General features: G+C 43.6%; 8 protein-coding genes. 6 read left to right on the top strand and 2 right to left on the bottom strand.

Annotation, left to right across the window (positions count from 1 at the left end; all coding sequences use genetic code 11):
- Nucleotides 1–132 precede the first annotated feature (132 nt).
- Together HNR77_RS02640 and HNR77_RS02645 are read right to left on the bottom strand one after the other, a co-directional pair.
- A complete protein-coding gene (locus tag HNR77_RS02640) occupies nt 133–585 on the bottom strand; it encodes a HEAT repeat domain-containing protein (RefSeq protein ID WP_184180514.1) in 453 nt (150 codons plus the stop codon).
- Between the two features lie 90 nt (nt 586–675).
- A complete protein-coding gene (locus tag HNR77_RS02645) occupies nt 676–1,641 on the bottom strand; it encodes a YndJ family transporter (RefSeq protein WP_184180516.1) in 966 nt (321 codons plus the stop codon).
- A 233-nt stretch (nt 1,642–1,874) separates the two neighbouring features.
- Between HNR77_RS02645 and HNR77_RS02650 the strand changes: the two genes are divergently transcribed.
- The 6 genes from HNR77_RS02650 (at nt 1,875) to HNR77_RS02675 (ending at nt 15,064) form a co-directional block, all read left to right on the top strand.
- Nucleotides 1,875–2,408, top strand: a complete 534-nt coding sequence (locus tag HNR77_RS02650; protein WP_184180518.1) for an endonuclease V — start codon at nt 1,875–1,877, stop codon at nt 2,406–2,408.
- A 19-nt stretch (nt 2,409–2,427) separates the two neighbouring features.
- Entirely contained in the window at nt 2,428–3,561 is a 1,134-nt protein-coding gene (locus HNR77_RS02655) for an SMI1/KNR4 family protein (RefSeq protein WP_260410256.1), read from the top strand.
- A 169-nt stretch (nt 3,562–3,730) separates the two neighbouring features.
- Entirely contained in the window at nt 3,731–5,470 is a 1,740-nt protein-coding gene (locus HNR77_RS02660; RefSeq protein WP_184180520.1) for an ABC-F family ATP-binding cassette domain-containing protein, read from the top strand.
- Nucleotides 5,471–5,759: 289 nt separating this feature from the next.
- A complete protein-coding gene (locus HNR77_RS02665) occupies nt 5,760–6,845 on the top strand; it encodes a 5-methyltetrahydropteroyltriglutamate--homocysteine S-methyltransferase (RefSeq protein WP_184180522.1) in 1,086 nt (361 codons plus the stop codon).
- A 217-nt stretch (nt 6,846–7,062) separates the two neighbouring features.
- Nucleotides 7,063–8,553, top strand: coding sequence for an aldehyde dehydrogenase family protein (locus HNR77_RS02670; RefSeq protein WP_184180524.1), 1,491 nt, complete (start codon nt 7,063–7,065; stop codon nt 8,551–8,553).
- 388 nt (nt 8,554–8,941) lie between these two features.
- The gene (locus HNR77_RS02675; protein WP_184180526.1) at nt 8,942–15,064 is read left to right on the top strand and encodes a DUF7601 domain-containing protein; all 6,123 of its coding nucleotides are present in this window, start codon (nt 8,942–8,944) and stop codon (nt 15,062–15,064) included.
- The last annotated feature ends 3 nt before the right edge of the window (nt 15,065–15,067 follow it).

Here is a 15,067-nt window from a genome sequence, read left to right on the forward strand (position 1 = left end):
CAGGTGCTCTGGTGACATTGATCTGATGGAGATGACCCTGAAGAAATAGAGAAGCCACTCCAATCTTTGGAGTGCCTTCTTACTTGGCTATTATTTTGCATTCGGCTATTCATATGGTGAACGGCAACCATCTTATCTTCTGCCTAGTGTCTCCCAAATTCCATGGAGCCAAGAGTCGAACTCAGCATCTTTGTCGCCCTCATAAGTATCATAGATATCCAGACGTGTCTTTTGCAATTTTTCCTTAAATTCCTCAAATGTGTGACCTTCGGGAAGGCTTTTTTTGATCCGCAGCAAAATTTTGTTGGTACCTTTAAACAGCTCACCTTTGTTTTTGGCAGGCATCTGTACATCTTCATGCAACTGCTTGAGCTTGAGATACGCGGCTTCGCGCACTTGAAACACTTGATCATTTTTCAAAACATAATGTAGCAACTTAATGGTAGGTGCTGTATCCCAGTTCCCCAATTCGTTCACCGCATTCAGTCTATCTCTCCAGCTTGACGTCCGATTAGCCGCCCGTTTGAGCTCTTCAAAGTTCTCTGGTAGTTCATTAACTGCTCCAATATCATGGTTGTTCGTCAAAATTCAATCTCCTTAATCATCGCCATCTCGGCAAATGATGAATGTTATTTATGTGATCACTATTATAGCACGAACCTGACTAAACTACTCCTATGAAGCCGATTGGTTAGTCATAGTGTTTACCATGAACACCCATCCAATCAGTCCACATAAGACAAAACCAAATGCGTGTAGAGCTCCGTAAATAGGAATAAAGTCGAGTATAGTTAAGGAGTACATATTTTTCAGTAACGGATAGAAGATGGAAATGACAACAACCGTGTAAAAGGCTAGACAAGAAAGGGCTAGGAAGAAGGATGCCTTCATATTCAAAGCGTTTTTCCTCAAGTAAGCCAGGAGATAAGCCGTATAAACCACAATATTACAAGCGAACAAAGCGACACCAACGTACTCGATCGGCTTGGAGAAAATCATACCAATGGCAATCAATAGGGGTCCGATGATATCAATGGCAACGATCCACGGATACCAGCTTTTTTTCGTCATGATCCGTCCCAGTGCACCAATAAAAATCGGAACGATCGCAGATGAAAAATGAAAGTGGACCGAGCTTAACGCGTGAGTTGCAACACTAGCATTAAATAGATCCAGTTGATATTGATATAAGGTAAACCAGACCCCCCCGATAAAAAAATAAACAAGCCCTGCACCAACGGCTATTTCCGCAGCTTTTCTTTTAGCAATCACAATCGAGGTCAAGCCATAGATGCCAAGCAGTAGTGTGAACAGCAGCCAACCTATGGAGAGCATGCCCGGGATGGCCGTGCCTTCGAATCCCCACATCGTACTGCTCATTACCGAAATTAGCGTAAGAAGCGCTGCGGGAAATTGAAGCCAGTTCATAGCTGCATAGACTATTCGTTGCTGTTTATTCTTTGCGTCATACTTCAAAAGCAAGATTACTAGAGGTACAATGACGAAAGCCGCAAACAGTATAAATTTTTCCACAAGCTTGAATGGGAAGTAATCCAAATAAAAGATAAGAATCGTCATGATTCCACCGGGAATCACGGGTACTAAGAATGACTTCATCCGTTGCTTCAGAGAACGATTCATGGCGGTTCCTTTCTAACTATGTATGGAGTATAAACTGCTTACAGCGTGTTGTTTAGTATCCTTTAGGATATATAGGCAATTCTCGTTTAAGTTTAACACTACGTAGGAACAACTGGAAGTCGAGTGAATGTATCCCTTCTTCATAAGGTAAGCTCGCAGTGCAAAATATCCGATGTGATATAATGGAAACAATCTACAGTTTAAAACGAGTTATAGGGAAGGAATCGCAATTCATGATCATTGCTGTTGATGTGTATTATGAGGAAAATCAAGCGAAATCAGTGGGGGTTATTTTTGAAAACTGGGAAGATTCCAAACCACTCGACATCATCACGTCTTATACGGAAAATCCTCACGAATACGAACCAGGTTTTTTCTATAAACGAGAGCTTCCTTGCATACGGGAACTGATGAAACATACGGATATCAACCAGATACACACCATTGTAGTGGATGGTTATGTGTACTTAAACAATGTGAAAAGGCCTGGACTCGGACATTTTGTTTATACAGATTTTTCAGAGAACATTCCAGTGATTGGTGTCGCAAAAAATGCTTTTCAAGATAATAAGGCTGTTGTCCAACACGATAATGAGGCTTTTGTTCAAAAGGTTTATCGTGGCAAAAGTGCCAAGCCTTTGTATATCACTTCCATTGGCATGGAGCTAGCCGTCGCTGCCCAGCACATACAGAGTATGTATGGGGAATACCGATTTCCACATCTGCTGAAATTGCTGGATAAGCATACGAAGGAAGCCCTGCTATAACCAATTGGGGGAATTCAATATGTTGTTTTGGAAGAAAGAAACGCAACTGGATCGAATAAAATACAAGCTCGAACAAGCCATGCGAAAAGATGCGGCTTTTTTGGTGTTTGGATCATCCTCGCACCAGTATAAGGTTGATAAAAAGCTTAGCACAAAAGAGCTTGCACAGTGGCAAGCGAAAAATCAGGTTACACTCCCGGAGCCTTATGCGCAGTTTCTGACGGAAGTAGGAAATGGAGGTGCCGGACCGTATTACGGGATATATTCGATTGAGAAGGCAACTTCCTATACGGCTAGTCATGCACTTACTACAAAATGTGTTTTGCAACCCAAGATGACAAAACAAGAATGGAATCATCTTATCGAGCCCTTGATTAGTGATGAGGACATCTCTGACCTGGAATATGAAGCGGCCCGTGATCGGATGCTGGGCGGTATGTTGTGCATTGGCACACAAGGCTGCGAATACGATATGTATCTCATACTTGAAGGCACGAATAGAGGGAAAGTCGTTTACACTTCAGATTTTCATCCGGATCATCCCTTTTTCTTTGTATATGAAGAACACTTTCTGGACTGGTATGAGCGCTGGCTGGACGAAATTATTCTGGATTATGATATCACGTGGTTTGGCAGTCGAATGCCGGGTAATGAACAGGCGTTGATACAGGTTTATCAAAACGCTACAGATGAAGAGATTAAAACTAAAGCTCTTGAGGGAATGTTCAAGTTTAGAAAAATCTCGCAGCCAACCATCGATTTCTTAACCAGCGTTGCGGAGCAAAGACAAAATGATCGCACTACAGCCATTCAGTTAATCTGCAAAACTTCTGTTGACGCGGGAAGAAGATTTCTCCTCGAGATGTTGCGTTCAGAAAGAAACGAAGAATTTTTACAAGCTTTAAACATTTTGAACTGGTATGGTAAATCTGTCGATTTAACGGAATTTATACAAGTGATATTGCAAAGTCTTGACCGAGTTCACGAAGCGGAGACGTTGCGTCATGTGGGGTATGTTTTGGAATCCTCTGGCGCGATTACACTCCAAAACTTTGCACCTTTTCTGTGCCACACCGACTCGAATATACAAGCTGCTGCAATCTATGCTACACGCAATTGCCCTAACAAGCCGGAGAGCTGGAAAGTCATTTGAAAGAGTTAGATTTGTCAGATGATTATTTTGACAATAGAATGCCTTAGAAATACAAACCAATTGTACTCACCCTCAATCGGTGTTACGCTGAGAATCGAATCCTCAAACTTATGTTCTGCAACACTTCCAAACAATAATCACCATTTCAGATACCAAGAAAGGTAACACCATGATTAACGTTGAACATCTATCTTTTTCTTTCCCGCAAAAAGAACTTTATAAAAACATTTCATTTACGCTCGAAGAGGGCCAACACTGTGCTTTTATCGGCACAAGCGGTAGTGGCAAAAGTACGCTAATCGAGATTCTGATGGACCCGGAAAGACATTTGTTCGAGGGGAAGCTGGAGATCGATTCTGATTGCAACATCGGATATGTGAGTCAGTTTTCGCAGGTAGATCCCACGAGAGATATGACTGTATTCGAATATATCGGAGAAGAGTTTATCAAGCTTCAGGATGAAATCACAGCGATCTATGCGGATATGGAATCTGCGTCGGATATGGATTCGCTGCTGGAAAAAGTGCAATCGGCTTTGGATGCACTGGAGGCTATGGGTGGAGATGATTATGAAAGTACCATTCATAAACAGTTGAACCTAGCCAACCTTTTAAAGCTAAAGGATGCAAGCATATCCTCTTTAAGCGGCGGGGAATTCAAGCTTATTCAAGTGATGAAGGAAATGCTCCACAGTCCGGATTTGATGATCATGGATGAACCCGATGTATTTTTAGACTTTGAAAACCTCAATGCACTTAAAAAACTGATCAATTCCCATAAAGGAATGCTGCTGGTCGTTACGCATAACCGCTATCTGTTGAATCATTGTTTCAACAAAATTATCCACCTTGAAAACATGGAACTCCAGGAGTTCGACGGACGATATATCGAGTACAATTTCTCCTTGCTTCAGACGAAGATTGAACTGCAAGAGATCGCAGTCGCTGAAGCGGAAGAGATCGAGAGATACGACGGTGTCATCGAAAATCTTAGAGCAATCGCAACGATTAATTCGGAAGCTTCCAGAGGAAGAGCGTTAAAAGCGAGAGTGAAATTTCAAGAACGATTGGAAGCGCGCAGAATCAAAGCACCGTTTGTCGATATTAAACAGCCGAATATTCGATTTGGTCTGGATCATAAAGTAGAAGAGAGTATCGCTGTAAAGGTAAATAACTATAATGTTTCCTTTGACGAACTGCTTTTGCAAGATGTGAACTTCGAAATGAAATCGACAGATAAAGTGGCTATTATTGGGCCAAATGGTACAGGGAAAACGACATTGCTTCGAGATATTTTCAAAAACAATCAGGAAACCATTGAAATCAATGATGATATCAAAGTGGCTTATTTATCACAGCTTCAAGGTGAAACGCTAAAAGATACGAATACGATCCTCCATGAATTTATCGATGCCGGGTTTGAAACGTATGATGAGATCAGAGCTTATCTTATGAACTACGGCTTTGAAGGTGAGATTCTGGATCAAAAGATCGAATCATTATCTGGCGGCGAAAAGAATATGCTTCAATTGGCTAAAGCTGCCGCGAGCCATGCGGATTTGCTGCTGCTTGACGAACCAACAAGCCATCTGGATATCTATTCGCAGATTGCACTGGAGAGAGCCATCGAAGAATATCAAGGTGCGATTCTCATGGTTTCGCATGATTTCTATTCCGTTGTCAACGGTATGGATTATGTACTCATCATTGAGAATAAGACGATCAGAAAAATGAGTATGCGCAAGTTCAGACAGATGATTTACGCCAGCCATTTCAATAAAGATTATTTGGAAAATGAACAAAAGAAAAAGGCAGTTGAAATGCAAATCGAGTTGGCATTGAAAGATACCGATTTTGAACGCGCAAAAGGCTTGGTTGATGAGCTGGAAGGGATCATCAAGCAGCTATAATCATATAGCTGGTGCTCAGCAAGTAGACCAAGCTCCGTATCTCGATTATATCCAATTCAAAATGATTACGTTTGTTCTCCAGCGCACATGAGATGGTCATGATAATGATGATCACAGCATTTCGCTCCACCCTATAAATCCACTACCCTATAAGGTTGTGGATTTTTTGCTTGTTGAGGTCTTTTTGTTATTGCTAAAAACTATGACCAGTCATGCTTTTTTCATATAACATGTAACCATTTTGATCATGCTATACTCAGGAAACTAAAAGTTAGAAGGAGATTTTTCTATGATACCATTTCGTAATGATCATGTTGGAAGCTTCCTGCGTCCTGCAAACTTAAGTCAGGCACGTGAACAATATAAATCAGGCAACATTACATATGAGGAACTAAGAGAAGTAGAAGATCAAGAGATTATCCGATTGATTGGAAAACAAAAAGAAAATGGCGTACTCGCTATTACGGATGGTGAGTTCCGCAGAAGCTGGTGGCATTTTGATTTTCTGGGCGGCTTGGACGGTGTAGAGCTGTATGAGGAAATTGATGGACCTCAATTCCATAACATGCAGACTCGCAAGGGTGGAATTCGAGTTGTAGGTAAAGTCGGCTTCTCTACGCATCCCTTTGTGGAGCATTTTAAATTTTTGAAAAAGCATGCAGGTGATGCCGTAGCAAAACAAACCATCCCAAGTCCAAATATGCTTCTTTATCGATTGGAAAACGGCGCTAACAGCTATACGGACCGAGAGCAATTCCTTCAGGATACAGTTGCGGCCTATCAAAAAGCCATTCAAGCCTTCTATGATGCAGGATGTCGTTACCTGCAATTAGATGATACAGCTTGGGCGGATCTGTTTTCAGAGGCTGGCCATGATAAACTGCGCGCTAAAGGTTTGGAACCGGCAGAAGAGTTGAAAACGATGCAGCGTATGATTAATGAAACTTTGGCTCATAAACCGGCAGATTTAGTTGTGACGATGCATATTTGTCGGGGTAACTATAAATCCAACTATTTCTCAACGGGTGGTTACGATTATGCCTCTGAGGTTATTTTTGGAGGCTTAAATGTAGATGGCTTATTTTTAGAATTTGACGATGAGCGCTCAGGTGGTTTCGAGCCATTAAAATATGTGAATCGAACAGATTTGAAAATCGTGCTTGGTCTAATCACATCGAAAACTGGCGAGTTAGAAAATAAAGAGCAGATTAAAGATCGGATTGCAGAAGCGGCTACCTACGTTCCTCTTGAGCAACTTTGCTTGAGTCCACAATGCGGCTTTTCTTCCACGGAAGAAGGCAATATTTTAACAGAAGAACAGCAATGGCGGAAACTTCGTTATGTTAGGGAAATTGCAGAGGAAGTTTGGAATTAACAGATCTACATCAGTTGAACGAGTCATTTACACGTTAACGGAGAGGACAGAAAAAACCTGAAAAAGCGGAGCGGTCGCCTTTATCACCGGATTATCCCCTTTAGAAAAAGGAATAGAAAAATCTGGGGATAACAGCGATTGGAGGGTTATTCTGTCATCGGAGTGGATTGTGTAAAATTTTTAGTTCAACTTATCTAAATAACGGAGGGGATTTCAAATGTCGATTCAAGCAGACCAAGAGACCGTTATCGTTGAAGCCTTCATTAATGGTCAGCATGTAAAATCCCTTTCGCAGTTAGCAAAAGAGAATCCGGCAAACCCATCTGAAATTGTAGGTTATTTCCCTGTCACGACGAAAGAACAAGCAGTTGAGGCGATCGAAGCGGCAGCAGGAGCTTTTAAAACATGGAAGCAGACCTCGGTTGATGAACGCATTATTCGGATGCGCAAGGCGATAGAGAAAATTAAAGCAGCGGAGAATGAAATTGTGCATTTGCTGTCTAGAGAGCATGGTAAGCCTGTGTATGATGCACATGGTGAAATTTTTGTTTCATTAATGTGGATGGAGTTTGCTTGTAATGAGGCCAAGTCAGTTCTGGCGGAAGAGATTCACGAGCATGACCATGGTAAAACCATTATATCCTATGATCCAATCGGTGTGGTGGCAGCGATTAGTCCATGGAACTATCCTATTGCCTTATCTACGATTAAAATCGCACCTGCCTTGCTTGCGGGCAACACGATTGTGCTCAAACCAAGTCCATATGCACCACTGGCGGCGGCGAAGGTGGCAGAGATCATTGCGAGTGAGTTCCCGGCTGGTGTAATCAATGTCGTTTATGGTGATGCGGATGTGGGTGTTGAACTGACAAGCCATCCGTTTGTGACTAAAATCGCCTTTACAGGTGGAACGGCAACAGCGAAGCATATTATCAAAGCTGCTTCTGAAACGATTAAGGATATGACGCTTGAGCTTGGCGGGAATGATGCGGCGATCTTCTTGGAAAGCTTTGATGTTCATGATGAGCGAGCAATGCGCCGGATTGTCATCTCTAATTTCCTGACAACAGGCCAAATCTGTATGATTGCTAAACGCGTGTATGTACACCGTTCTATTTATGATGAATTTGTGGAAAAATATATAGAGGCAGCAAATCGCTGGATTCGAATAGGTGATCCATTTGATTCAAATACGACGGTGGGTCCCGTTAATAACCTGAAGCAGAGAGATTACGTGCGTGGTTTGGTTGAAGATGTGCAGAAGCGCGGAGCTAAGGTCATCCCGCTCGGCCAAATCCTTGATCAAAAGCGGTTTGAGCAAGGTTACTACCTGCAACCTACGCTTGTATTAGATTGCGATTATAATGATCCGATTGTGGTGGAAGAACAGTTTGGTCCTACCGTTCCGATTCTGCCATATGACGATGAAGAGCAGGTCGTTAAATTACACAATGAAAGCATATATGGATTGACGAGTTCTGTGTGGGGGAAAGAAGAAGATGCCATCTCCGTTGCACGTCAACTCGAAGCTGGAACGACCATGATCAATACAGCTGCTGTGCAGGGGCTTGATGTTCGCTTCCCTTTTGGTGGCTTCAAGCAATCGGGTATTGGCCGCGAATATGGCGCGGAGGGTATCCTCACGTATACAGAGAAGCATGTGATCAACGTTCCGAAGATACTCGATCTTCCGTATATACCCGAATAAATTTAATCTATAGTCCAAACTTCGGCATCGCACAGAGAATGTGCATGTGAAGTTGAAGTGAGGCTCTCCATGAATTGCGCTTTGTTTACTGATTATGAATCAGTAAACAGGGCGCTTTTTTGCGTTGATGTAAGATTCGTAACCAAATATTCAACGCTAAAAATGCGGCACATAGCTGATGGAGGCAACTCAGTGCGAATCATGTTAAACGGGCTTATATACTGGTGGTCAGAATTTGGTTAGACCTCTAATTTATAATGGACAGGTATGCCCTACAAATGGGATGTAATTTTTTATCAATTTCCTGTTGTAAGGAGAAGAGCGGGCAGAGGGAAAGAAAAAGTCTCTTGGTTCCGCCAAATATTTTAAAAAGGAGGAGATTCTCGTATTGAAGCAAAGACGCAATGTAGGTAAACCGTTATTGTCTTTATTTCTGGCAATTATGCTTGTTATGCAGACAGTGATGTTCTCCACTGCTGCATATGCAGAGAGTGTACCTAACGATACTGAAGTAGAAGCGGTTAGCGAGCCCAACTCGCCGATTGTGGACGAACCGTCTGAGGAAACGGTTAGTGAGCCCGACTCACCGATTGTGGATGAACCGTCCTCAGTATCTGAGGAAGTACAAGATGTACCAGACAATTCCATCATGATGGAAGCAGTTCCAATGGATAAAACATCTGTATTTATGGAATCTAATGCATCTTTTCCGCTGGAATTGAAGCAAGGGAATGTGGTTATTGATCTGAACGGTATTATTCAGGGACGACAACCATTTACGCTCAAATCGGAAGGGCTCAAGGTACCCGTCAATGGGGATGATTCCAATCCAACGAATGCAGATCCTGAGAAATACATTCAAAAGGGTGACTGGATTGAGCTGAAAAGAGAGGATTACTTCAAGGAAGTCGTGCTTCCGACAGCGACGAGACCCCTGTATGCACAGACTGACTCAGGCACCAAACAGTTAGGTACTGCCTATTTTACTCCAAATAGCATTCGAGTTGTCTTTGACGGTGATGATAACTTTTTCAATGGTGTAGGACGAGGTATTACCTTCAGTTTCGAAACGACAGCTGATGCAGATGTAACGGGATTGGATTATGGCGATAAGAAGCCTATCAACATCTTTGGTAGTACATATCAGCTAGAGAATCCAAATGTTACAGCAGAGTACGGTATCACGTTAACCTCGCCTGGAATGATCCGATGGGATCAGTATAGTTATCGCGGGCTTCAGCCGGCTCAATTCATTGAAGGTGCGATTACTTGGCAGTCAACCGTATCTGCTTCCGATCAGTTTGATAAAACGATCAAATTGCCATTAGACGGGAAGACATTCTATACAAATCCCTCAACCTATAATACGGGCTTTGGAAATTCACGCGGTATTTATATGGAAGGCTCGTTCAAAGTTAATGATCAGAACGTATCCCCAGTCGTTGGAGCAGATGGATCGTTGACTTATATTTTTCCACAGGGAACAGGTCCCGAACCGAAAGTGGAATATAAAACCTGGATTCCTAAGGAATCGTATTATTACGAGTATCGGAATCCACCAAGCAATCTGGGACGCAGCCACCGGGATATGACTGGTAAAGTGGAACTGAGACAAGACGATAGCATGCTGGTACAGGCCGGGCTGGAGATGTCCTTTGCCCCCGACTGGATTCAATCCAGTGCCTCTTATGATCATGCAAGTGAAACGATTACCTGGAAAGTCACGGTTAACCGGTATAACAAAAATGGGTTGAAGGACGTTACGATTACCAATGTATTACCTGCCGGGCTGAATTTCTTATCGGCTGAATGGCAAGAGGATGGCACCGAATCTGGTTTAACACCCATTACACCAGACGCAAACGGCGTGTATTCTTTTGGGGATATTAACGGTAAAGTGGATTTATTTATTAAAAGTAAAGTAATAAGTGGCTCCAGCTTCAGAATTGACCCTCGTGCCAACTGGAATTTGGATACACCGGCTGGTATACAGAACAACGATGTGAAGGCGGGTGTAAGACCTGCAGCAGTAACGGACGAGGCCATCGTCAACATCGGTGCGCATGATTTCACCAAGTCAGGTGCTGTTTCAATAGAGGATTATAATCAAGGCAGCATCACGTGGACGGTCAACCTTGCTCCACAATATGCTCTGCCGAATGCGGCAGTATATGATGTGCTGGTGCATGGTGGTAATTTGGACGTCTTGGACAACGCCGTAGATGTAACTGGTGAAGTGAGTGCAGAAACCATTGCGAAGATCAAAGCAAATGTAACTTCCGCGCAGCTTTGGAAGCAGTATAAGGCAGGAACGCTGAAGACGAGTGCAGCCAATCTGACCATGAAGGCGATTCCTTTAACGGTGGACGGTAAAGTGGTGGCGGACTTGATTAAGGTGACTGGATATACGGAAAATTCCGCATCCTTCAGCTTCCGTGCACTGGAGACCAACCCGGACATCCTTTTTAGACAGGACATCAACGTAGGGAAAACAAGTTCGAATCGTGCTTTGCTCATTGATGGCGAAAGTGTAAGACAAGCGCAAAACAGCGCCAATCTACACCTGCGTATGCTGAACAAGGATATGCTCTTTGCTTCGAGGCCATTGAAAGTAGATGGCACATTTGAAAATGTTAGCCCAAATAATGTTAACAGTTACATTAGAAACGATAGTAATGATGCATGGACGATTTCTGCCTATGACCGGACAACCAAGACGGTTACCTTCCGTTTAGGGGTAAATATGCCTGGGTATAACACAGAAGAAATGGCTAAAGACGGCGGTAATCGAGTCATTAGTAATGTGAAGCTAGTGGACACATTGCCTGAAGGATGGGAGTTTGTTCCTTTTTCTGAAGGTAAAGATTATGAGCTTTGGAAAGGATTTTCCGACAACGGTTCAGGTACAGAGTATGGTGTTAGAAACGACGCCAAATCGATAATTGAACCAGGCACAGATGCTCATGTTATAAGCTCCTTCACCCATAATGGCAACGTAGGAACGTTCAATTTTTCTAAATTGGAAAGTCCTTATGTTATCTTGGTGAAGGCAAGACCCTCTAACGCAGCTCTAGAGGAATATTTGGACGAATATACGACGAGTGGCACGGACAAGCAGGTGCTATATAACAAAGCTGACCTTCATATGTCTTGGGGTGGAGTAGAAAAGATTCTCTCCGAACAGCGTAAGATTATCGTACCGATCCAGACTTTGGGCAAGTCGGTAACTAAACCTGTTCCAGGTGTGTTGGAATGGACGGTAAATTATACTCCGCCATTTAACATGAAGCAGGGCGTTTATCTGGAGGATACTCTGGGTGCAGGCATGAACCTGCGTTATGAAGAAAACGGAAAGCTTGTGCTGACATCACCTAGTATGGCCGTCTATCCTGCTAAACTAACGGCCAGTGGTACTCTGGAACGAGGTGAAGCTCTTGACCTGAGCGACCCTAATAGCGAAGTTCAAGTAGAGGTTGCACCAGGTGCAGGAAGAACTACGGTTCTGAAATTCAAAATGAATGATCCTAATAAGTTTTACCAGTTTGTGTACCAGACAGAAGTTGATCCCTCTACAGCGAAAGCCGGAGACAAAATGGGCAACGAGGTAAAACTGGAGGGCGATGACAGTCTGAGTGCTGTCAGTGCCAGAAGCGAAAGTACACTGGACAGCTCAGACGTAGCAGGTAGTTCAAGCTCGAATGCCTTGTTGCCTCTGAGAAAAGTAGATCCGAATGGAAATCCGCTGAAAGACGTAGAATTTACACTCTATAAAAAAGACAACGGAACTACAGTTACCAAAGGGAAAACCGATAGTGGAGGGAAACTTAATCTGCTATTCCCTGACCCAGGCTACTATGAGCTGAAGGAAACGTATATTGATACGACGACTTGGTTACCAACGACAAGAGTTTACCAAGTATACGTAGGAAATACACCGGGGAAACCTCTATGGGTAGACGGAGTAAAAGTAACCTCGGATCAACCGCTGATTGTGCCTACACCTGCCCAAGGCAAGCTGACCATTACCAATAAGGTAGAAGGCAACGGCAGTGATCCGAACAAAGAGTTTGTATACACCGTGACCCTAACGGGTGAAGGTCATGACCAAGAATATTCATATAAGAAGTCGGATAACACATCTGGCACAATTAAAAGTGGAGACAAGATTTTCCTCAAGCATGGGCAATCTGTAGTTCTTCCCGCTTTGCCTGCGAATCTGGTCTATACCGTAACTGAGGACGATTATACGACTGTTGATGGCTATACGACCACACCTGATACGAGAGAGCTGTCCGGCTCCATTGTGAACAAAGGTGATCATAAAGCGGACTTCATCAACGAACGAATCGTCAACAAGCTGACCATCAGTAATACGGTTATGGGCAACGGTGGTGATAAGACGAAGGAGTTTGAGTACACCATTCACTTTGAGAATACAGGCAAAGATGAAAGTTACTCATATATGAAGTCGGATGGTAGTGCAGGTACGATCAAGTCTGGCGACACCTTCCGCCTCAAGGACGGAGAGACACTGAATATTTCAGGTTTGCCTAAACATCTGAAATACACAGTTAGCCAAAAAGATTACACAACCGATGAGTATATGACTACTCCTGATGAACGGTACTATACTGAAGTGATGAAGGGCATAGATCAAGAAGCTCCATTCACGAACGTGCGCGTCTTGAAGGGCGGACTACTCATCAGCAACACAGTAAAAGGCAAAGACGAAGATAAGAGCAAGCTGTTTAAGTATACAGTCACCTTCACAGGTGAGGGATCAGATGAGTCCTACGCCTATGAGAAGTCAGATGGCAGCAAGGGCATGATCAAGAACGGCGATCACTTCGAGCTTACCGATGGTCAGACACTTGTTGTGCAAGGACTGCCAGCATCTCTCGAGTATACGGTAACCCAGGACGATTATACGAAAGATGGTTATGTAACGGATCCTGAACGTTTTGTTCACACGGGTGTGATTCTGGAGAAAAAAGTGGCTGAAGCTAAATTTAAAAATACTCGCCCTTATCTGGAAGGTGTACTGCGTGACAACAATACAGGGGAAATCATTCCGAATGCATCCATCACAGTGACCGATCTGAAGACAGGCGAAGAGCTTCAGATTAAGACGAACGAGAAGGGTGAATATGCGGTCCCAGCCGTAGCTGACACGGACTACACGATCACATATACGAAGGTGTATCGGGTAGGCGGCAAAGATGTACCTGTCAAGTTTACACAAAAAGCGAATGTGAACAGCAGTGTTACAGACGAGACCATTCCAGCGGATATTACGGCTGTAGGTATCATTCTGCTCAAACAAATGGATGGAACAACAGAGCTATTTAACAACTTGTATACCAGCCATATGTATATCTACTTGAAGGACAGGGACGGTAATTACATTACGGAGAATGGTAGTCCTAAGGCTTTTCCAATGGCTTCGAACGGAACTTTCTCAGTAGAAGGGTTAAGTGAACAGAAGTACACAATGGAAGTTCGATATCAAGTGGAGACTGGTGAGGAGCTGCTCCTCAAAGTGACGCAGCTTGATGTGAAAGCTAACGGAGAGCTGAATATCTCTGAGGAATTAGTTGACCCTTACGGTACGGTCTATGATGAAACCACAGGTAATGCGAGCACGGGCAAGAAGATTGAAGGAGCAAAAGTTACACTGTATTATGCGGATACACAGCGGAATAGAGATAAAGGCCGCATTCCGGGAACAAAAGTAACCCTTCCAGCGGTTCCCAATTTCCCGCCGCACGACAACAAGAGTCCAGAGCAGGATAGCGATGCCAATGGACTCTACGCGTACATGGTGTTTCCAGAAGCGGATTACTATCTGGTCGTAACGAAGGACGGATACGAAACGCACACAAGCGGTACGATTTCTGTAGATTTTGACATTGTCAAATACGACGTGCCAATGAAACCGATCCGTTCAGGTGGTGGCTCCGGCGGCAACAACGGAGGCAACAGTGGAACCGACACCGGTACTCCAGGAACGAACAATGGCAATAGTGGAACTGATAACGGTATCCCAGGAACCAACAATGGTACTCCAGGAACGAACAATGGCAATAGTGGAACCGATAATGGTATTCCAGGAACCAACACCGGTACTCCAGGAACGAACAATGGCAACAGTGGAACCGATAACGGTATCCCAGGAACCAACACCGGTACTCCAGGAACGAACAATGGCAGCAGTGGAACCGATAATGGTATTCCAGAAGCCAACAACGGTACTCCAGGAACGAACAACGGCAACAGTGGAACCAATAACGGTACCCCAGGAACGAACAATGGTAACAACGGAACCAACACTGGCAACAGTGGAACCGACAACGGTGACCATGTTACTGATAACGCCAGCAGCGAGTTGGACGATGCTCCGAAAACAGGAGACAACAGTATATCGCCAATGTTCTATATGATTTTGGCACTGATGTCCTTGATCACGATCACGTTCTGTCTGCTCGGTAACAAGAAGAAAAAGCATATCTAATGA

The organism is Paenibacillus sp. JGP012 (assembly GCF_014203995.1).
GTDB lineage: Bacteria > Bacillota > Bacilli > Paenibacillales > Paenibacillaceae > Paenibacillus > Paenibacillus silvae.

Excerpts from the sequence above, each read along its gene's own strand:
- HNR77_RS02645 (WP_184180516.1), bottom strand. The coding sequence starts at position 1,641 with ATGAATCGTTCTCTGAAGCAACGGATGAAGTCATTCTTAGTACCCGTG.
- HNR77_RS02650 (WP_184180518.1), top strand. The coding sequence starts at position 1,875 with ATGATCATTGCTGTTGATGTGTATTATGAGGAAAATCAAGCGAAATCA.
- HNR77_RS02655 (WP_260410256.1), top strand. The coding sequence starts at position 2,428 with ATGTTGTTTTGGAAGAAAGAAACGCAACTGGATCGAATAAAATACAAG.
- HNR77_RS02660 (WP_184180520.1), top strand. The coding sequence starts at position 3,731 with ATGATTAACGTTGAACATCTATCTTTTTCTTTCCCGCAAAAAGAACTT.
- HNR77_RS02665 (WP_184180522.1), top strand. The coding sequence starts at position 5,760 with ATGATACCATTTCGTAATGATCATGTTGGAAGCTTCCTGCGTCCTGCA.
- HNR77_RS02670 (WP_184180524.1), top strand. The coding sequence starts at position 7,063 with ATGTCGATTCAAGCAGACCAAGAGACCGTTATCGTTGAAGCCTTCATT.